28 protein-coding genes are annotated in these 16690 nt (G+C 68.1%); 27 read left to right on the top strand and 1 reads right to left on the bottom strand.

Annotated features, from left to right (window positions below; translation table 11 throughout):
• The first annotated feature begins 2 nt into the window (after positions 1 to 2).
• From rplD to map, 21 genes are all read left to right on the top strand, one after another.
• On the top strand, positions 3 to 662 hold the full coding sequence (rplD, locus tag DEJ16_RS04865; protein WP_110824246.1) for a 50S ribosomal protein L4: 660 nt from the start codon (positions 3 to 5) through the stop codon (positions 660 to 662).
• Entirely contained in the window at positions 659 to 958 is a 300-nt protein-coding gene (rplW, locus tag DEJ16_RS04860) for a 50S ribosomal protein L23 (protein ID WP_110824245.1), read from the top strand. The genes rplD and rplW overlap by 4 nt, the downstream gene beginning before the upstream one ends.
• Before the next feature lie 18 nt (positions 959 to 976).
• Positions 977 to 1816, top strand: a complete 840-nt coding sequence (gene rplB / locus DEJ16_RS04855; RefSeq protein WP_110824244.1) for a 50S ribosomal protein L2 — start codon at positions 977 to 979, stop codon at positions 1814 to 1816.
• Between the two features lie 11 nt (positions 1817 to 1827).
• Positions 1828 to 2109, top strand: a complete 282-nt coding sequence (rpsS, locus tag DEJ16_RS04850) for a 30S ribosomal protein S19 (protein WP_017885529.1) — start codon at positions 1828 to 1830, stop codon at positions 2107 to 2109.
• Between the two features lie 26 nt (positions 2110 to 2135).
• A complete protein-coding gene (rplV, locus tag DEJ16_RS04845) occupies positions 2136 to 2528 on the top strand; it encodes a 50S ribosomal protein L22 (RefSeq protein WP_110824243.1) in 393 nt (130 codons plus the stop codon).
• On the top strand, positions 2528 to 3334 hold the full coding sequence (rpsC, locus tag DEJ16_RS04840) for a 30S ribosomal protein S3 (RefSeq protein WP_110824242.1): 807 nt from the start codon (positions 2528 to 2530) through the stop codon (positions 3332 to 3334). Before rplV ends, rpsC begins: the two co-directional genes overlap by 1 nt.
• A gap of 2 nt (positions 3335 to 3336) precedes the next feature.
• Complete coding sequence (rplP, locus tag DEJ16_RS04835; protein WP_110824241.1) at positions 3337 to 3756, top strand: 50S ribosomal protein L16; 420 nt, start codon at positions 3337 to 3339, stop codon at positions 3754 to 3756.
• The gene (rpmC, locus tag DEJ16_RS04830) at positions 3756 to 4076 is read left to right on the top strand and encodes a 50S ribosomal protein L29 (RefSeq protein WP_110824240.1); all 321 of its coding nucleotides are present in this window, start codon (positions 3756 to 3758) and stop codon (positions 4074 to 4076) included. The genes rplP and rpmC overlap by 1 nt, the downstream gene beginning before the upstream one ends.
• The gene (gene rpsQ / locus DEJ16_RS04825; RefSeq protein ID WP_110824239.1) at positions 4076 to 4360 is read left to right on the top strand and encodes a 30S ribosomal protein S17; all 285 of its coding nucleotides are present in this window, start codon (positions 4076 to 4078) and stop codon (positions 4358 to 4360) included. The genes rpmC and rpsQ overlap by 1 nt, the downstream gene beginning before the upstream one ends.
• A gap of 31 nt (positions 4361 to 4391) precedes the next feature.
• Complete coding sequence (gene rplN / locus DEJ16_RS04820) at positions 4392 to 4760, top strand: 50S ribosomal protein L14 (protein WP_110824238.1); 369 nt, start codon at positions 4392 to 4394, stop codon at positions 4758 to 4760.
• A gap of 3 nt (positions 4761 to 4763) precedes the next feature.
• A complete protein-coding gene (gene rplX / locus DEJ16_RS04815) occupies positions 4764 to 5117 on the top strand; it encodes a 50S ribosomal protein L24 (RefSeq protein ID WP_110824237.1) in 354 nt (117 codons plus the stop codon).
• The gene (rplE, locus tag DEJ16_RS04810) at positions 5117 to 5707 is read left to right on the top strand and encodes a 50S ribosomal protein L5 (protein WP_110824236.1); all 591 of its coding nucleotides are present in this window, start codon (positions 5117 to 5119) and stop codon (positions 5705 to 5707) included. Before rplX ends, rplE begins: the two co-directional genes overlap by 1 nt.
• A 155-nt stretch (positions 5708 to 5862) precedes the next feature.
• The gene (rpsH, locus tag DEJ16_RS04805; RefSeq protein WP_110824235.1) at positions 5863 to 6261 is read left to right on the top strand and encodes a 30S ribosomal protein S8; all 399 of its coding nucleotides are present in this window, start codon (positions 5863 to 5865) and stop codon (positions 6259 to 6261) included.
• Positions 6262 to 6267: 6 nt separating this feature from the next.
• On the top strand, positions 6268 to 6804 hold the full coding sequence (gene rplF / locus DEJ16_RS04800; RefSeq protein WP_110824234.1) for a 50S ribosomal protein L6: 537 nt from the start codon (positions 6268 to 6270) through the stop codon (positions 6802 to 6804).
• A 2-nt stretch (positions 6805 to 6806) separates the two neighbouring features.
• Complete coding sequence (rplR, locus tag DEJ16_RS04795; RefSeq protein WP_110824233.1) at positions 6807 to 7184, top strand: 50S ribosomal protein L18; 378 nt, start codon at positions 6807 to 6809, stop codon at positions 7182 to 7184.
• A complete protein-coding gene (rpsE, locus tag DEJ16_RS04790; RefSeq protein WP_181419464.1) occupies positions 7181 to 7993 on the top strand; it encodes a 30S ribosomal protein S5 in 813 nt (270 codons plus the stop codon). Before rplR ends, rpsE begins: the two co-directional genes overlap by 4 nt.
• The gene (gene rpmD, locus DEJ16_RS04785; protein ID WP_082517835.1) at positions 7993 to 8178 is read left to right on the top strand and encodes a 50S ribosomal protein L30; all 186 of its coding nucleotides are present in this window, start codon (positions 7993 to 7995) and stop codon (positions 8176 to 8178) included. The genes rpsE and rpmD overlap by 1 nt, the downstream gene beginning before the upstream one ends.
• Entirely contained in the window at positions 8175 to 8639 is a 465-nt protein-coding gene (rplO, locus tag DEJ16_RS04780) for a 50S ribosomal protein L15 (RefSeq protein WP_110824232.1), read from the top strand. The genes rpmD and rplO overlap by 4 nt, the downstream gene beginning before the upstream one ends.
• Positions 8640 to 8817: 178 nt before the next feature.
• Complete coding sequence (gene secY / locus DEJ16_RS04775) at positions 8818 to 10140, top strand: preprotein translocase subunit SecY (protein WP_110824231.1); 1323 nt, start codon at positions 8818 to 8820, stop codon at positions 10138 to 10140.
• Positions 10137 to 10727, top strand: coding sequence for an adenylate kinase (locus DEJ16_RS04770; RefSeq protein ID WP_110824230.1), 591 nt, complete (start codon positions 10137 to 10139; stop codon positions 10725 to 10727). Before secY ends, DEJ16_RS04770 begins: the two co-directional genes overlap by 4 nt.
• A gap of 14 nt (positions 10728 to 10741) precedes the next feature.
• Positions 10742 to 11572 (top strand): type I methionyl aminopeptidase, encoded by an 831-nt coding sequence (map, locus tag DEJ16_RS04765; RefSeq protein ID WP_258365826.1) that lies wholly within the window; start codon positions 10742 to 10744, stop codon positions 11570 to 11572.
• 310 nt (positions 11573 to 11882) lie between these two features.
• On the opposite strand, the gene DEJ16_RS04760 is transcribed toward map, so the two are convergent.
• Entirely contained in the window at positions 11883 to 13163 is a 1281-nt protein-coding gene (locus DEJ16_RS04760; protein ID WP_258365825.1) for an LCP family protein, read from the bottom strand.
• Positions 13164 to 13450: 287 nt separating this feature from the next.
• Here DEJ16_RS04760 and infA point away from each other — a divergent pair, with 287 nt between their 5' ends.
• The 6 genes from infA to rplQ all read left to right on the top strand — a co-directional run bounded on the left by infA (position 13451) and on the right by rplQ (position 16678).
• Positions 13451 to 13672 carry a translation initiation factor IF-1 gene (infA, locus tag DEJ16_RS04755; protein WP_017885509.1) on the top strand — a complete coding sequence of 74 codons (222 nt, stop codon included), beginning with the start codon at positions 13451 to 13453 and terminating at the stop codon, positions 13670 to 13672.
• Between the two features lie 70 nt (positions 13673 to 13742).
• Positions 13743 to 13859: a 50S ribosomal protein L36 gene (rpmJ, locus tag DEJ16_RS04750; protein WP_022903266.1), complete on the top strand. Its 117-nt coding sequence runs from the start codon at positions 13743 to 13745 to the stop codon at positions 13857 to 13859.
• A gap of 206 nt (positions 13860 to 14065) precedes the next feature.
• Positions 14066 to 14440: a 30S ribosomal protein S13 gene (gene rpsM / locus DEJ16_RS04745; protein ID WP_110824228.1), complete on the top strand. Its 375-nt coding sequence runs from the start codon at positions 14066 to 14068 to the stop codon at positions 14438 to 14440.
• Between the two features lie 9 nt (positions 14441 to 14449).
• Positions 14450 to 14848, top strand: a complete 399-nt coding sequence (gene rpsK, locus DEJ16_RS04740) for a 30S ribosomal protein S11 (protein ID WP_110824227.1) — start codon at positions 14450 to 14452, stop codon at positions 14846 to 14848.
• 188 nt (positions 14849 to 15036) lie between these two features.
• The gene (locus DEJ16_RS04735; protein ID WP_110824226.1) at positions 15037 to 16032 is read left to right on the top strand and encodes a DNA-directed RNA polymerase subunit alpha; all 996 of its coding nucleotides are present in this window, start codon (positions 15037 to 15039) and stop codon (positions 16030 to 16032) included.
• A 64-nt stretch (positions 16033 to 16096) separates the two neighbouring features.
• Complete coding sequence (gene rplQ, locus DEJ16_RS04730; RefSeq protein ID WP_110824225.1) at positions 16097 to 16678, top strand: 50S ribosomal protein L17; 582 nt, start codon at positions 16097 to 16099, stop codon at positions 16676 to 16678.
• Positions 16679 to 16690 lie beyond the last annotated feature (12 nt).

The raw sequence follows: 16690 nt of genomic DNA, 5'->3' as shown, positions 1-16690 counted from the left end.
TCATGGCCACCACGACCGCAACCACGATCGACGTCCTCGACGTCACGGGTGAGAAGTCCGGCACCGTCGAGCTCCCCGCAGCGATCTTCGACGTCGAGACCAACGTCCCGCTGATCCACCAGGTGGTCACCGCGCAGCTCGCCGCCGCGCGCCAGGGCACCCACAAGACCAAGAACCGTGGCGAAGTCCGCGGTGCCGGTCGCAAGCCGTTCAAGCAGAAGGGCACCGGCCGCTCCCGTCAGGGTTCGGTCCGCGCTCCGGAGCACACCGGCGGTGGCGTCGTCCACGGACCGACCCCCCGCGACTACTCGCAGCGCACCCCGAAGAAGATGATCGCCGCAGCCCTGCTCGGCTCGCTCTCGGACCGCGCCCGCGGTGGCCGCATCTCCGCTGTGGAGGGCTTCATCGCGGCCGAGACGCCGTCGACGAAGGTCGCCCGCACGCTGCTCGAGAAGGTCGCGCCCGTCAAGAACGTGCTCGTCGTGCTCGAGTCGGGCGACGAGCTCACGCTCAAGTCGATCCGCAACCTGCCGAACGTCCACGCGCTCTCGTACGGCCAGCTCAACGCCTACGACGTGCTCAAGGCCGACGCGCTCGTCTTCAGCAAGAGCGCACTCGACGCCTTCATCGCGTCGAAGACCGCGAAGGAGATCACCGCATGAGCGGCTTCAACAAGGACCCGCGCGACATCATCATCTCGCCGGTCGTGTCGGAGAAGAGCTACGGCCTCATCGACCAGGGCAAGTACACGTTCCTCGTGGACCCCCGTGCGAACAAGACCGAGATCAAGCTCGCGATCGAGAAGATCTTCGACGTCAAGGTCGCCGGCATCAACACGCTGAACCGTCCGGGCAAGACCCGCCGGACCAAGTTCGGGATCGGCAAGCGCAAGGACACCAAGCGCGCCATCGTGACGCTCAAGTCCGGTTCGATCGACATCTTCACGGCTGTCGGCTGAGGACCAGAGGGATAAATCATGGCTATTCGTAACTACAAGCCCACGACTCCCGGTCGTCGCGGCTCCTCGGTCGCCGACTTCGCCGAGATCACCCGTTCGACCCCGGAGAAGTCCCTGCTCCGTCCGCTGCCGAAGACCGGTGGCCGGAACAGCTCGGGTCGCATCACGACGCGTCACATCGGTGGTGGCCACAAGCGCCAGTACCGCGTGATCGACTTCCGTCGTGCCGACAAGGACGGCGTCGACGCGAAGGTCGCGCACATCGAGTACGACCCGAACCGCACGGCGCGCATCGCGCTCCTGCACTTCGTGGACGGCACCAAGCGCTACATCATCGCTCCGAACAAGCTCAAGCAGGGCGACGTCGTCGAGACGGGCCCCGGCGCTGACATCAAGCCGGGCAACAACCTGCCGCTGCGCAACATCCCCGTCGGTACCGTGATCCACGCGATCGAGCTCCGTCCCGGTGGCGGCGCGAAGATGGCCCGATCCGCCGGTGCCTCGGTGCGTCTCGTCGCCAAGGACGGCCCCTACGCGCAGCTCCGTCTGCCGTCGGGCGAGGTCCGCAACGTCGACGCGCGCTGCCGCGCCACCATCGGCGAGGTCGGCAACGCCGAGCAGTCGAACATCAACTGGGGCAAGGCCGGCCGCATGCGCTGGAAGGGCGTCCGCCCGACCGTGCGTGGTGTCGCGATGAACCCGGTCGACCACCCGCACGGTGGTGGTGAGGGCAAGACGTCCGGTGGTCGTCACCCGGTCAGCCCCTGGGGCCAGGCCGAGGGTCGCACGCGCAAGCCCAACAAGCCGAGCGACAAGCTCATCGTCCGTCGCCGTAACGCCGGCAAGAAGCGCAAGTAGGAGTTCCGAAGATGCCACGCAGTCTGAAGAAGGGCCCCTTCGTCGACGAGCACCTGCTCCGCAAGGTCGTCACGCAGAACGAGGCCAACACCAAGAACGTGATCCGTACCTGGTCGCGTCGGTCGATGATCGTCCCGAACATGCTCGGTCACACCATCGCGGTGCACGACGGCCGCAAGCACATCCCGGTGTTCGTCACCGAGTCGATGGTCGGTCACAAGCTCGGCGAGTTCGCGCCGACCCGCACCTTCCGCGGCCACGTGAAGGACGACAAGAAGGGCCGTCGCCGCTGAGGCGGCGACGAAAGAGGAGGAACGAAATGGTGGAGTCGATCGCACGCGTGCGACACATCCGCGTCACGCCTCAGAAGGCCCGTCGCGTCATCCAGCTGATCCGCGGCAAGCAGGCCCACGAGGCGCTCGCCATCCTGAAGTTCGCCCCCCAGGGCGCTTCGGAGCCCGTGTACAAGCTGGTCGCCTCGGCGATCGCCAACGCACGTGTCAAGGCGGACTCGACGAACAGCTTCCTCGACGAGCGCGACCTCTACGTGAGCAGCGTCTACGTCGACGAGGGCACGACCCTGAAGCGGTTCCAGCCGCGCGCCCAGGGCCGCGCCTTCCGCATCAACAAGCGCACCAGCCACATCACGGTCGTCCTCGCGACGCCGGATGAGGCCGAGGCCGCCGCGACGAGCAAGAAGGCGAGCAAGTAATGGGCCAGAAGGTCAACCCGTACGGCTTCCGTCTCGGGATCACGACGGACCACATCTCCCACTGGTTCGCCGACAGCACGAAGAAGGGTCAGCGTTACGCCGACTTCGTGGCCGAGGACGTCAAGATCCGTCAGTTCCTGACGAAGACCCTCGACCGCGCGGGCGTCGCCCGCATCGAGCTGGAGCGCACCCGTGACCGCGTCCGCGTGGACATCCACACGGCGCGCCCGGGCATCGTCATCGGTCGCCGCGGCGCCGAGGCGGAGCGCATCCGGAGCGAGCTCGAGAAGCTCACCAAGAAGCAGATCCAGCTCAACATCCTCGAGGTCAAGAACCCCGAGACCGAGGCCCAGCTCGTCGCGCAGGGCATCGCCGAGCAGCTCTCCGCTCGTGTCGCGTTCCGTCGCGCCATGCGCAAGGGCCTGCAGGGTGCACAGCGCGCCGGCGCCAAGGGTGTCCGCATCCAGGTGTCGGGCCGCCTCGGCGGCGCGGAGATGTCGCGTTCGGAGTTCTACCGCGAAGGCCGTGTGCCCCTGCACACCCTCCGCGCGAACATCGACTACGGCTTCTACGAGGCCCGGACCACGTTCGGCCGCATCGGCGTGAAGGTCTGGATCTACAAGGGCGACATCACGAACAAGGAGCTCGCTCGCGAGCAGGCGAACCAGCGTTCGTCCCGCCCCGAGCGTCGTGGCGGCGACCGTCGTGGCGGCGGCCCCCGTGGCGACCGCAACGAGCGCGGTGGCGACCGTCGCGAGCAGCAGGCCCCGCAGGACGCGCCGGCCGGCGCAGGAGTTGAGGCGTAACCATGCTTATCCCCCGTCGAGTCAAGCACCGCAAGCAGCACCACCCGAAGCGTTCGGGCCAGGCGACCGGTGGCACCAAGGTCTCCTTCGGTGACTACGGTATCCAGGCGCTCACCCCGGCCTACGTGACCAACCGTCAGATCGAGTCCGCTCGTATCGCGATGACGCGTCACATCAAGCGTGGCGGCAAGGTGTGGATCAACATCTACCCGGACCGTCCGCTCACCAAGAAGCCGGCTGAGACCCGAATGGGTTCCGGTAAGGGTTCCCCCGAGTGGTGGATCGCGAACGTCAAGCCGGGTCGTGTGCTCTTCGAGCTCTCCGGCGTGAGCGACGAGATCGCCCGCGAGGCACTGACCCGTGCAATCCACAAGCTGCCCCTCAAGGCACGCATCATCAAGCGCGAGGAGGGCGACGCATAATGGCGATCGGTTCCAAGGAGCTCCGTCCCACTGAGCTCGACACCTTCGAGAACGAGCGTCTCGCTGACGAGCTGAAGAAGGCCAAGGAGGAGCTGTTCAACCTCCGCTTCCAGTCGGCCACCGGCCAGCTGGAGAGCCACGGCCGTCTCCGTGCCGTCAAGCGCGACATCGCGCGCATCTACACCGTGCTCCGCGAGCGCGAGCTCGGCATCCGTGCCACGCCCGCCCCCGTCGAGACCGCCCCGAAGGCCAAGAAGTCGTCGAAGAAGGCCGAGAAGCCGGCTGAGTCGACCGAGGCCGAGACCGCCGAGGAGAACTGATGGCGACCGAAGAGAAGGACTCCGCAGCCCTCACCCGCGGCTACCGGAAGACCCGTCGCGGCTACGTGACGAGCGACAAGATGGACAAGACGATCGTCGTCGAGGTCGAGGACCGCGTGAAGCACCCCCTCTACGGCAAGGTCATCCGTCGCACGTCGAAGGTCAAGGCCCACGACGAGCTCGGGACCGCCGGCATCGGCGACCTGGTCGTCATCAGCGAGACCCGTCCCCTCAGCGCCACCAAGCGCTGGCGCCTGGTCGAGATCCTCGAGAAGGCCAAGTAGGCCTCGGCCCGCTTCGGAATAGGAGACAGCAGTGATTCAGCAGGAATCCCGCCTGAAGGTCGCCGACAACACGGGTGCCAAGGAGATCTTGACCATCCGCGTGCTCGGTGGCTCGGGTCGTCGCTACGCCGGCCTCGGTGACGTCATCGTCGCCACGGTGAAGGACGCCATCCCCGGCGGCAACGTGAAGAAGGGTGACGTCGTCAAGGCGGTCATCGTTCGCACCAAGAAGGAGACCCGTCGTCCCGACGGCTCCTACATCAAGTTCGACGAGAACGCGGCAGTGATCCTCAAGGCTGACGGCGACCCGCGCGGTACCCGCATCTTCGGGCCGATCGGTCGCGAGCTCCGTGACAAGAAGTTCATGAAGATCATCTCGCTCGCGCCGGAGGTGCTGTAAGCCATGGCGAACATCAAGAAGGGTGACCTGGTCCAGGTCATCACGGGCGCCACGCAGGAGCGTGGCGGCGACCGCGGCAAGCAGGGCAAGGTCATCGAGGTCCGCGGCGACCGTCTGGTCGTCGAGGGCATCAACTTCGTGACCAAGCACGTCCGCGTCGGTCAGACCCAGCGCGGTTCGAAGACCGGTGGCATCGAGCAGCACGAAGCCCCGATCCACGTGTCGAACGTCGCGATCGTCGACCCGAAGACCAAGAAGCCGACCCGCGTCGGTTTCCGCAACGAACAGGTGGAGAAGGACGGCGTCACCAAGACCGTCCGCGTCCGCTACGCCAAGAAGTCTGGTGAGAAGCTCTGATGACCGACACGACTGCCGCGACTGCTGAGAAAGTTCAGCCGCGCCTCAAGCAGAAGTACCGCAACGAGATCAAGGCGGCGCTGACCGAGCAGTTCGGTTACGCGAACGTCAACCAGGTCCCCGGCCTGGTCAAGGTCGTCGTCAACACCGGCGTCGGCGAGGCCGCGCGCGACTCGAAGATCATCGAGGGGGCCATCAAGGACCTCACGGCGATCACGGGTCAGAAGCCACAGGTCACGCTGGCCCGCAAGTCCATCGCGCAGTTCAAGCTGCGTGAGGGCCAGGCCATCGGCGCGCACGTCACCCTCCGCGGTGACCGCGCGTGGGAGTTCCTCGACCGCCTGCTGTCGCTGGCGCTCCCGCGCATCCGCGACTTCCGCGGCCTGAGCGACCGCCAGTTCGACGGCAACGGCAACTACACCTTCGGTCTCTCGGAGCAGAGCGTGTTCCACGAGATCGACCAGGACCGCATCGACCGCGTGCGTGGGTTCGACATCACCGTCGTGACCACCGCGAAGACGGACGACGAAGGCCGCGCGCTGCTCCGCCAGCTCGGCTTCCCGTTCCGTTCTGCCGAGCAGACGGTCTAAGCTACTCCGGGCGGTGCGGGCCGGAGGAGTTTCTCCTCCGGCCCGCTCGCACGAAGTCACACCGATCCCGGGGAACCGCCCTGGGATCACATCGATCGTCGAGGTCGGCACTCGTGGAACGGGTGTCGAAACCGGACGAAGGACGGAAACGCATCATGACGATGACCGATCCGGTCGCAGACATGCTGACCAGATTGCGGAACGCGAACTCGGCGCACCACGACGCCGTCTCGCTTCCGAGCTCCAAGCTCAAGCAGACCATCGCTGACATCCTCAAGCGCGAGGGTTACATCAGCGAGTGGAAGGTCGAGGACGCCCGCGTCGGGCAGACCCTGACCATCGACCTCAAGTACGGCCCCGATCGCGAGCGTTCGATCGCCGGCATCAAGCGCGTCTCGAAGCCGGGCCTCCGCGTCTACGCGAAGTCGACCGAGATCCCCCGGGTCCTCGGTGGCCTCGGCGTGGCGATCCTGTCGACCTCCTCGGGGCTCCTGACCGACCGCGAAGCCGAGCAGAAGGGCGTGGGTGGGGAAGTCCTCGCCTACGTTTGGTGATCGATCATGTCTCGTATCGGACGTCTCCCCATCGACATCCCGGCCGGAGCGACCGTCTCGGTCGACGGCCAGAACGTCGCCGTCAAGGGCCCGAAGGGCGAGCTTTCGCTCGTCATCGCTGAGCCCATCCAGGCGAAGGTCGAGGACAACCAGGTCCTCGTCAGCCGCCCGGACGACGAGCGTTCCTCCCGCGCGCTGCACGGCCTGACCCGCTCGCTCATCGCGAACCAGATCATCGGCGTCACCCAGGGCTACTCCAAGGGCCTCGAGGTCGTCGGGACCGGTTACCGCGTGGCCGCCAAGGGCAGCGACCTCGAGTTCGCGCTCGGGTACTCCCACCCCATCACGGTCAACCCGCCGGCCGGCATCAGCTTCGCCGTCGAGGGCAACAACAAGGTCACCGTGAACGGCATCGACAAGCAGCTCGTCGGTGAGGTCGCGGCCAACATCCGCAAGCTGCGCAAGCCCGAGCCCTACAAGGGCAAGGGTGTCCGCTACGCCGGCGAGATCGTGCGCCGCAAGGCCGGAAAGTCAGGTAAGTGATCATGGCCATCGGAACTCGTACTCGAGGCAAGAGCAAGGCGGCTGCCAAGGCGCGTCGCCACAACCGTCTCCGGAAGAAGATCACCGGGACCGAGACCCGTCCCCGTCTCGCCGTCACCCGTTCGTCACGTCACGTGTTCGTCCAGGTCATCGACGACGCCAAGGGTCACACCCTCGCCAGCGCATCGACGATGGAGGCCGACCTCCGCTCGTTCGACGGCGACAAGACCGCCAAGGCCCGTCGCGTCGGCGAGCTCGTCGCCGAGCGCGCGAAGTCGGCTGGCGTCGAGGCCGTGGTCTTCGACCGCGGCGGTAGCAAGTACGCCGGTCGCGTCGCCGCGATCGCCGATGGTGCCCGTGAAGGAGGGCTGAACCTGTGAGCGACATCGCGAACACCAACGACGACGCCGAGGCCACGACCGAGGTCGAGACGACCGACGCCGAGACCACCGCGACCGAGGCGAAGGCCCCCGCGGCCAAGGAGCCCGACGTCCCGGTCGTCGAGCGTCCCGTCGAGACCGCTGCGGGTTCGGCATCGAACAACCGCGACTCCGTCGACAACCGTGGCCGTCGTGGTGGCGGCAGCGGTGGCGGGCGTGACCGTCAGCAGGGTGGCCGTGGCGGCAACGACCGCAACGGTCGCGGCGGCGACAGCCAGTTCCTCGAGCGCGTCGTCACCATCAACCGCGTCTCCAAGGTCGTCAAGGGTGGTCGTCGCTTCAGCTTCACCGCGCTCGTCGTCGTCGGTGACGGCAACGGTCTGGTGGGCGTCGGCTACGGCAAGGCCCGCGAGGTCCCGACCGCCATCTCGAAGGGCGTCGAGGAGGCGAAGAAGAACTTCTTCCGCGTCCCCCGCGTCGGCAACACGATCCCGCACCCGGTGCAGGGTGAGGCCGCCGCTGGCGTCGTCCTCCTGCGTCCGGCCGCTGCCGGTACCGGTGTCATCGCCGGTGGTCCGGTCCGCGCCGTGCTCGAGTGCGCCGGCATCCACGACGTCCTGAGCAAGTCGCTCGGTTCGTCGAACACCATCAACATCGTGCACGCGACCGTGACGGCGCTCAAGCAGCTCGAAGAGCCGCGTGCCGTCGCCAGCCGTCGTGGTCTGCCCGTCGACCACGTCGTCCCGGCCCGTCTGCTGCACGCCGAGGCGGCCGCTCGTACGGCTGCGAACGAGAAGGCAGGTGCGTGATGGCGATGCTGAAGATCACGCAGACGAAGTCCGTCATCAGCGAGAAGCAGTACCAGCGCGACACGCTCCGCAGCCTGGGTCTCAAGCGCATCGGCCGTACGGTCCTGCGTGAGGACAACTCCCAGAACCGCGGGTACATCGCGACGGTTGCGCACCTCGTGAAGGTCGAGGAGGTCGACGCATGAGCGACGAGAAGAACGAGCGCGTCCAGATCCTGAAGGTTCACCACCTTCGTCCGGCAGCGGGGTCCAAGAAGGACCGCACCCGCGTCGGCCGTGGTGAGGGCTCGAAGGGCAAGACCGCCGGCCGTGGCACCAAGGGCCAGAAGGCCCGGTACCAGGTCAAGGTCGGCTTCGAGGGTGGGCAGATGCCGCTGCACATGCGCACCCCGAAGCTCCGCGGGTTCAAGAACCCGTTCCGCGTCGAGTACCAGCCCGTGAACCTGGACAAGATCGCGGAGCTCTACCCGAACGGTGGCGACGTCACCGTCGCGGACCTGGTCGCCAAGGGCGCCGTCCGCAAGAACGAGAAGGTCAAGGTTCTCGGTCAGGGTGACATCAGCGTGGCGATCACCGTCACGGTCGACAAGGTCTCGGCATCCGCCGAGGAGAAGATCGTGGCGGCGGGCGGCACCGTCACCAAGTAGTCCCCGTCGGCGGCGGCCCGCGCATTGCGCGCGGGCCGCCGTTACGGTTTCCTTGATGGCAGGTCCGGAACACGGCGTCGTTCGACGTGCGTGCCGGACCACGGGGTCGGCGCTTCCGGCCACGGGCGACCTCGCCCGGCTCGACCGGTCAACCGGTCACAGAAGTTCGGAGTAACTCGTGTTCAGAGCGGTCGCGCGCATCATGCGCACCCCAGATCTTCGGAAGAAGATCGGTTTCACCCTCGCGATCATCGCGCTGTTCCGCCTCGGCTCGTACATCCCGGCACCGTTCGTGGACTACGCCAGCGTGCAGGCCTGCCTGGCGTCCGCGTCGTCCTCCGGCGGCCTGTACGACCTGATCAACCTGTTCTCCGGCGGCGCGCTCCTGAAGCTCTCGGTCTTCGCGCTCGGGATCATGCCGTACATCACGTCGTCGATCATCGTGCAGCTCCTGCGCGTGGTGATCCCGCACTTCGACTCCCTCTACAAGGAGGGTCAGTCCGGTCAGGCGAAGCTGACGCAGTACACGCGCTACCTCACCATCGCGCTGGGCGTGCTGCAGTCCACCACCCTGATCACCGTCGCTCGCTCGGGTGCCCTCTTCGGCACGAGCGCCTCGGCCTCCTGCACGTCGATCATCTCGAACGACAGCTGGTACGCGATCCTCCTGATGGTCATCACCCTGACCGCGGGCACCGGCCTGATCATGTGGATGGGCGAGCTCGTCACCGAGCGCGGCATCGGCAACGGCATGTCGCTGCTCATCTTCACCTCGATCGCCGCGCAGTTCCCGTCGGCGCTCTGGGCCATCGAGCAGTCGCAGTCCTTCGAGCTCTTCCTCTTCGTCATCCTGGTCGGCCTGGTCATCATGATGGCCGTCGTGTTCGTCGAGCAGTCGCAGCGGCGCATCCCGGTCCAGTACGCCAAGCGCATGGTCGGGCGCCGCACCTACGGCGGCAACAACACGTACATCCCGATCAAGGTGAACATGGCCGGCGTCGTGCCCGTCATCTTCGCGTCCTCGCTGCTGTACCTGCCGGCGCTGATCGCACAGTTCAACCAGCCCTCGGACGGCTCCGCGCCGGCCCCGTGGGTGACCTGGATCCAGAGCAACCTGACCTCGGGTGACAACTGGTTCTACATGGTCCTGTACTTCCTGCTCATCGTCGGGTTCACGTACTTCTACGTCGCGATCACCTTCAACCCCGAAGAGGTCGCCGACAACATGAAGAAGTACGGCGGGTTCATCCCGGGCATCCGAGCCGGACGTCCGACCGCCGAGTACCTCGACTACGTCCTCACCCGGGTGACGCTGCCCGGTGCGCTCTACCTCGGTCTCATCGCGCTCATCCCGCTCGCAGCACTGGCGCTGTTCGGGGCGAACCAGAACTTCCCGTTCGGCGGTGCCAGCATCCTGATCATCGTGGGTGTCGGCCTCGAGACCGTGAAGCAGATCGACTCGCAGCTGCAGCAACGTCACTACGAAGGGCTCCTCCGTTGAGCGCACGCCTCATCATCGTCGGACCTCCCGGAGCGGGCAAGGGCACCCAGGCCGGCCGCATCGCGTCGGCGCTCGGGATCCCCGCGATCTCCACGGGCGACATCTTCCGCAAGAACGTCGCCGACGGCACGCCCCTGGGGCAGCGCGCGAAGGCGCTCATGGACGCCGGTGAGTACGTGCCGGACGACCTGACCAACGCGCTGGTCCGGGACCGTCTCGCCGAGCCGGACGCCGAGCAGGGGTTCCTGCTCGACGGGTACCCGCGCACCACCGCACAGGTCGAGTACCTCGACGCGCTCCTCGCGGAGCAGGGTGCGGCGATCGACCTCGTCGTGCAGCTCGTCGCCGACCAGGACGCCCTCGTGGCGCGCCTGCTCAAGCGTGCGGGGGAGCAGGGTCGCGCTGACGACACCGAGGAGACGATCCGTCGTCGCCAGCAGGTGTACCAGGAGCAGACCGCGCCGATCGTCGCCGTCTACCAGGAGCGCGGACTCGTCGCCGACGTCGACGGTCTCGGCACCGTGGACGAGGTCGGGGACCGCATCGCGGAGGCCCTGACGACCCGCGGTCTCACGGCCGCCGTCTGACCGGGGTCGCTCCGGTGCGTCGACGGAAGCCCTCCATCTACAAGTCGCCCGAGGAGCTGCGCGCCATGGTGCGCCCGGGTCTCCTCACCGCGCAGGCGTTGGACGCCGTCCGAGCAGCGATCCGTCCCGGGACGACCACGGCGGAGCTCGACGCGATCGCCGAGCGGACGATCCGCGACGGCGGGGGCATCCCGAACTTCCAGCTCGTGCCGGGCTACCGCCACACGCTCTGCGTCTCGGTGAACGACGAGATCGTGCACGGGATCCCCGGCGCACGGGTGCTGCAGGCCGGCGACATCGTGTCGGTCGACGCCGGGGCCGAGGTCGACGGCTGGAACGGTGACAGCGCCTTCACCGTGGTCGTGCCCGGCGGCGACCCCACCGTGGCGGCCGCCCGGCAGAAGCTGTCCGACACCACCGAGCGCGCGCTGTGGCACGGCATCGCAGCGCTCGCGCACGCACGGAACCTGCACGAGGTCGGCTCGGCCGTCGAGGACGCCATCGACGAGACCGGGGCGTGGGGCATCGTCGAGGACTTCACCGGCCACGGGATCGGCCGGTCGATGCACGAGGAGCCTCCGGTCTTCAACCACCGTGTCCGCGGTGCCGGCCCTGCCGTGCAGCCGGGCCTCGCGGTCGCCATCGAACCGATGGTCACCGCCGGCACGATCGACAGTTCGACCGACGACGACGAGTGGACCGTCCGGACACTCGACGGGTCCGACGCCGCCCACTGGGAGCACAGCGTCGCGGTGCACGCCGACGGCATCTGGGTGTTGACCGCCGCCGACGGTGGGGCCGCCGGGCTGGCACCCCTCGGCGTCACGCCGGTCCCGGTCCCGTAGCGCGCCTCCCGACCGCGCCTCCGGACCGCGTCTCCAGCTCCGGGCACGGAGGCCGTCCGGCCCGGCACCCGGTGCTGCCGTCCACGCTGCAGGACCCGGGTCGCGGGCCGACCCTGGTGACGCGGGACGGGCCTCCAGGCAGGACGTGGCCGGTGCGGTGCGGTGCGGCTGCACCGCGCATCTCCCACCCGCCGCCGTCAGGCGACGGGCTCCGTGGCGTGGGGAGGCGGCCCTGCCGACGGCGCCGACGGGTCGGGGCCGGACGAGAGGCCCGGCGTCCCCGACCCCGGACCGTCCGTGGCGCGGTTCCTCAGTTCCCGACGGAGCAGGTCTCCTCGGCAGCGCTCTGTCCGCTGATCGAGGAGGGCAGCGGCGTCGAGGAGGGGCTGCTCGTCGTGGTCGTCTGTCCGTCCGGCGTGGCCGACGCGCTCGGAGCAGCGGTCGCGGTGTCCGACGGCGCGGCATCGGACGGGCTCGCGGACGGAGCCGCGGTCTCTGCGTCGGACGACTCCTGCGACGCGCGACCGGTCGACGAGTCGCTGAGCGAGGTCCGCTCGTCCGTCTGCAGGGCGACGTTGAGCGTGTGGGCGGCGGCCTCGTCGACGACGACGCGCGCCGCGTCGGCGGGGTCGTCGACGACCGGGTACTGCACGAAGAGCATGCTCGAGGTGCTCATGCCGCGCAGGGTCGATGCGAGGCCGACGAGGGTCCGGGTCTGCGCGAGGCCGTCGGACAGCGTCATGTTGGACAGCGCTGCGCCGGCGAGCTTGTAGAGGGTGATGGGGTTCGACAGGGTGCCGTCCGCCGTCACCTGGCGGAGCAGTGCGGACAGGAAGACCTGCTGGGAGCTGATGCGAGCCAGGTCGCTGCCGTCGCCGACGCCGTGGCGCGAGCGGAGGAAGGCGAGCGCGTCCGAACCCTGCAGGGAGTGCGCGCCGGCGGTCAGGTGCAGCCCGGTGAAGGTGTCGTCGATGGGGGTCGCGACGCAGACGTCGACGCCGCCGAGGGCGTTCGACATCTCGATCACGCCGTCGAAGGTGATGAGCCCGGCGTAGGGCACGGTGAGGCCGGTGAGGTTCTCCACCGTGTCGACGACACAGGAGACACCGCCGTTGCCGAGCGCGGTGTTGAACTGCGCTGACTCCGCTGCGGGGTAGGTCGTCCCGGTCTCGGGGTTGGTGCACGCCGGGATCGGCACCATCAGGTCGCGGGGGAAGCTGACCGCGGTGAGCTGCTGGTGGTCCTCGGACACGTGCACGAGCATCGTGACGTCGTTGCGGGCGCCCTCGACGTCCTCGTCGGAGTCGAACTGCCCGACGCGGGTGTCGCTCCCGATGAGCAGGATGTTCGCGCCACCCTCGATGGCGGTGACGTCGGCGGTCTCCGCGGTGCTCTGGTCGTCGGTGCTGAGCTGCACCGTCTGCGGCGCCGCGGCGAGCTGGGCGCCGGCGATCGCGGCGACGCTGGTGCCGCTGACGAGCAGGACCGCGGCCGCGGATGCGACGACGGACAGGAGGGTCGTCCAGGCGCGGCGGCGGGGGAGTCGGCCGTGGCGGGCGACGGGGCTCGCGCGGCCGGGGGCGTCGGGCACGGGGGTCCTCCTTCGGTGACTGCTCTCGTCACCGTACGGGGCTGGGCCCTGTTCCGGCATCGCTCCGGCTGTGGAGAACCTGTCGAACAGCGGATCTGCGGGCCGATCCGGGCGGCTCGTCCCCTGCACTGGGGTGCCCGCGCCGCTCCGACATGCAGGCGCACTTGGCAATCGGCGGTCTACCACATAAGATCGATCTTTGGTGTGCCATGCCCTCTGGCGTGGCGCCCGACCCGCAGACCGGCTCGGGGATCACACCGGTAATCCAACCAAGCGACAGTGAGGCTATGGCCAAGAAAGACGGCGTCATCGAGATCGAGGGCTCGGTGCTCGAAGCTCTGCCCAACGCGATGTTCCGCGTTGAGCTGACCAACGGACACAAGGTCCTCGCGCACATCTCCGGGAAGATGCGCCAGCACTACATCCGCATCCTCCCCGAGGACCGCGTGATCGTGGAGCTGAGCCCGTACGACCTGACCCGCGGCCGGATCGTCTACCGCTACAAGTGATCCGCGAGCTGGAAAGGAACGGCCCGGCGAACCCGCCGAGCACGAAGCCAGCGAGCACGAGGAACGAACAATGAAGGTCAACCCCAGCGTCAAGCCCATCTGCGAGCACTGCCGAGTGATCCGCCGGAAGGGCCGCGTCATGGTGATCTGCAAGAGCAACCCGCGTCACAAGCAGCGCCAGGGCTAGTCCCCGTGGGGCTCCTCCGGGAGCCTGCCGCGTGAGCGGGGTCGCCGGTCGTCAGACCGCCTGCGGCTCGAGCACGAACCACAACTGAAGATCGACAACGCAGTACCAGAACCCATCCGCCTCGGCGGGTGGGGGACACCTCGGGACGGAGGCCCGGGCACCGGTACTGCGCCACACCTCCATCGACAACAGGAGCAGCCAGCACAATGGCACGTCTAGCAGGCGTCGACATCCCGCGCGAGAAGCGCGTGGAGATCGCACTCACCTACATCTACGGGGTCGGCCGTACCCGCGCCGTCCAGACGCTCGCGGAGACCGGCATCTCCGGCGACATCCGCGTCAAGGACCTCACCGACGACCAGCTCGTCGCCCTCCGCGACTACATCGAGGGCACGTTCAAGGTGGAGGGTGACCTCCGCCGTGAGGTCGCCGCCGACATCCGCCGCAAGGTCGAGATCGGTAGCTACGAGGGTCTCCGCCACCGTCGTGGTCTCCCGGTGCGCGGTCAGCGCACCAAGACCAACGCTCGTACCCGCAAGGGCCCGAAGCGCACCGTGGCAGGCAAGAAGAAGGCTCGATAGGAGATCACGATGGCTACCCCCAAGACCGCCGCGCGCAAGCCGCGCCGCAAGGAGAAGAAGAACGTCGCCGTGGGCCAGGCCCACATCAAGAGCACGTTCAACAACACCATCGTCAGCATCACCGACCCGTCGGGTGCCGTCCTGAGCTGGGCGTCCTCGGGCGCCGTCGGCTTCAAGGGCTCGCGCAAGTCGACGCCGTTCGCGGCGCAGCTCGCCGCCGAATCGGCCGCCCGTCAGGCCGCCGAGCACGGCGTCAAGAAGGTCGACGTCTTCGTCAAGGGCCCGGGCTCGGGTCGCGAGACGGCGATCCGTTCCCTCCAGGCCGCTGGCCTCGAGGTCGGCTCGATCAACGACGTCACGCCGCAGGCGCACAACGGGTGCCGCCCGCCGAAGCGCCGCCGCGTCTGACGCGAGGAGCAACCGGCCGTTCCCCGCTCGTTCCCTGACCGGGACGAGCGGGGTCGGCCATTCCTGGTCGTTCGATCGCGCACTCCAGTGCGCGTGATCACAACTGAAACAGACCCGTCGGGGCCCGGCCGGCCCCGTCGTACCGCCAAGTGTCATATAGCGGACACTTCGCCGAAAGGAATTCCACAGTGCTCATTGCACAGCGCCCCACCCTGAACGAGGAGTCGATCTCCGAGTTCCGCTCGCGCTTCGTCATCGAACCGCTCGAGCCGGGCTTCGGCTACACCCTCGGCAACTCGCTGCGCCGCACGCTCCTCTCGTCCATCCCCGGTGCTGCCGTCACGAGCATCCGCATCGACGGTGTCCTCCACGAGTTCAGCACCGTTCCCGGTGTCAAGGAGGACGTCACCGAGATCATCCTGAACATCAAGAGCCTGGTCGTCTCCAGCGAGCACGACGAGCCGATCACCGCGTACCTGCGCAAGCAGGGTGCGGGCCAGGTCACCGCGGCGGACATCTCCGCCCCGGCCGGTGTCGAGATCCACAACCCGGACCTCGTCATCGCGACCCTGAACGACTCCGCGCGCTTCGAGCTGGAGCTGACGATCGAGCGTGGCCGCGGCTACGTCTCGGCGACCCAGAACCGCTCGGAGTTCAGCGAGGCCGGTCAGATCCCGATCGACTCGATCTACTCGCCCGTGCTCAAGGTCACCTACCGCGTCGAAGCGACGCGTGCCGGTGAGCGCACGGACTTCGACCGCCTGGTCGTCGACGTCGAGTCGAAGCCCGCGATCACGCCGCGCGACGCCATCGCGTCGGCCGGTCGCACGCTGGTCGAGCTGTTCGGTCTCGCCCGCGAGCTGAACACGGCGGCCGAGGGCATCGAGATCGGCCCCGCGCCGGTCGACGCCGTGCTCTCGAACGAGCTGCAGACCCCGATCGAGGACCTCGACCTGTCGGTGCGCAGCTACAACTGCCTCAAGCGGGAGGGCATCAACACGGTGTCCGAGCTCGTCGCCCTGTCGGAGACGCAGCTCATGAACATCCGCAACTTCGGTCAGAAGTCGGTGGACGAGGTCAAGGACAAGCTCACCGAGCTCGGCCTGTCCCTCAAGGACACCGTCCCCGGATTCGACGGTGCCCACTTCTACAGCGGGTACGACGAGGACGAGTCCAGCAACTGACCTCGCGCTGACGCGCACGCGCTCCTGACACGGGGCGCACCACCATCACCACTGGAGAACTGACATGCCGAAGCCCACCAAGGGCCCCCGCCTCGGTGGCGGTCCCGCCCACGAGCGCCTGCTCCTGAGCAACCTCGCCAACGCCCTCTTCACGCACGGTCGCATCACGACGACCGAGACGAAGGCCAAGCGCCTCCGTCCGGTCGCCGAGCGGCTCATCACGTTCGCGAAGCGCGGCGACCTGCACGCGCGTCGTCGCGTGATCGCGGCCCTGCGCGACAAGACCGTCGTGCACACGCTGTTCACGGAGATCGCGCCGCAGGTGGCCGACCGCCAGGGCGGCTACACCCGCATCACGAAGCTCGGCTTCCGCAAGGGCGACAACGCGCCGCTCGCCTCGATCGAGCTCGTCCTCGAGCCCGTCTCGAGCTCACCGGCACCCGTCACGCGCAACGCGGCCCCGGCCGCCGCTGCGCCGGTCGCCGAGGACACCACGTCCGAGGAGACCACGGAGGCCCCGGTCGAGGAGACCGAGACCACCGAGGAGTCGACCCCGGTCGCCGACGAGACCACGACCGACGCTGCTGCCGAGGTCGAGGCCGACGCCGCTGCGAAGTCGGACGACGCCGCGGACGCGTCCAAGTAGTCGCACCGCACC

Source organism: Curtobacterium sp. MCJR17_055 (genome assembly GCF_003224335.1).
Classification (GTDB): domain Bacteria; phylum Actinomycetota; class Actinomycetes; order Actinomycetales; family Microbacteriaceae; genus Curtobacterium.
Note: the sequence above shows the minus strand (reverse complement) of the source record. Positions and strands in the feature narration are given on the sequence as shown.

Bases quoted from the DNA above. Each gene is read 5' to 3' on its own strand.
- rplD (WP_110824246.1), top strand. From the start codon at position 3: ATGGCCACCACGACCGCAACCACGATCGACGTCCTCGACGTCACGGGT.
- rplW (WP_110824245.1), top strand. From the start codon at position 659: ATGAGCGGCTTCAACAAGGACCCGCGCGACATCATCATCTCGCCGGTC.
- rplB (WP_110824244.1), top strand. From the start codon at position 977: ATGGCTATTCGTAACTACAAGCCCACGACTCCCGGTCGTCGCGGCTCC.
- rpsS (WP_017885529.1), top strand. From the start codon at position 1,828: ATGCCACGCAGTCTGAAGAAGGGCCCCTTCGTCGACGAGCACCTGCTC.
- rplV (WP_110824243.1), top strand. From the start codon at position 2,136: ATGGTGGAGTCGATCGCACGCGTGCGACACATCCGCGTCACGCCTCAG.
- rpsC (WP_110824242.1), top strand. From the start codon at position 2,528: ATGGGCCAGAAGGTCAACCCGTACGGCTTCCGTCTCGGGATCACGACG.
- rplP (WP_110824241.1), top strand. From the start codon at position 3,337: ATGCTTATCCCCCGTCGAGTCAAGCACCGCAAGCAGCACCACCCGAAG.
- rpmC (WP_110824240.1), top strand. From the start codon at position 3,756: ATGGCGATCGGTTCCAAGGAGCTCCGTCCCACTGAGCTCGACACCTTC.
- rpsQ (WP_110824239.1), top strand. From the start codon at position 4,076: ATGGCGACCGAAGAGAAGGACTCCGCAGCCCTCACCCGCGGCTACCGG.
- rplX (WP_110824237.1), top strand. From the start codon at position 4,764: ATGGCGAACATCAAGAAGGGTGACCTGGTCCAGGTCATCACGGGCGCC.
- rplE (WP_110824236.1), top strand. From the start codon at position 5,117: ATGACCGACACGACTGCCGCGACTGCTGAGAAAGTTCAGCCGCGCCTC.
- rpsH (WP_110824235.1), top strand. From the start codon at position 5,863: ATGACGATGACCGATCCGGTCGCAGACATGCTGACCAGATTGCGGAAC.
- rplF (WP_110824234.1), top strand. From the start codon at position 6,268: ATGTCTCGTATCGGACGTCTCCCCATCGACATCCCGGCCGGAGCGACC.
- rplR (WP_110824233.1), top strand. From the start codon at position 6,807: ATGGCCATCGGAACTCGTACTCGAGGCAAGAGCAAGGCGGCTGCCAAG.
- rpmD (WP_082517835.1), top strand. From the start codon at position 7,993: ATGGCGATGCTGAAGATCACGCAGACGAAGTCCGTCATCAGCGAGAAG.
- rplO (WP_110824232.1), top strand. From the start codon at position 8,175: ATGAGCGACGAGAAGAACGAGCGCGTCCAGATCCTGAAGGTTCACCAC.
- infA (WP_017885509.1), top strand. From the start codon at position 13,451: ATGGCCAAGAAAGACGGCGTCATCGAGATCGAGGGCTCGGTGCTCGAA.
- rpmJ (WP_022903266.1), top strand. From the start codon at position 13,743: ATGAAGGTCAACCCCAGCGTCAAGCCCATCTGCGAGCACTGCCGAGTG.
- rpsM (WP_110824228.1), top strand. From the start codon at position 14,066: ATGGCACGTCTAGCAGGCGTCGACATCCCGCGCGAGAAGCGCGTGGAG.
- rpsK (WP_110824227.1), top strand. From the start codon at position 14,450: ATGGCTACCCCCAAGACCGCCGCGCGCAAGCCGCGCCGCAAGGAGAAG.
- rplQ (WP_110824225.1), top strand. From the start codon at position 16,097: ATGCCGAAGCCCACCAAGGGCCCCCGCCTCGGTGGCGGTCCCGCCCAC.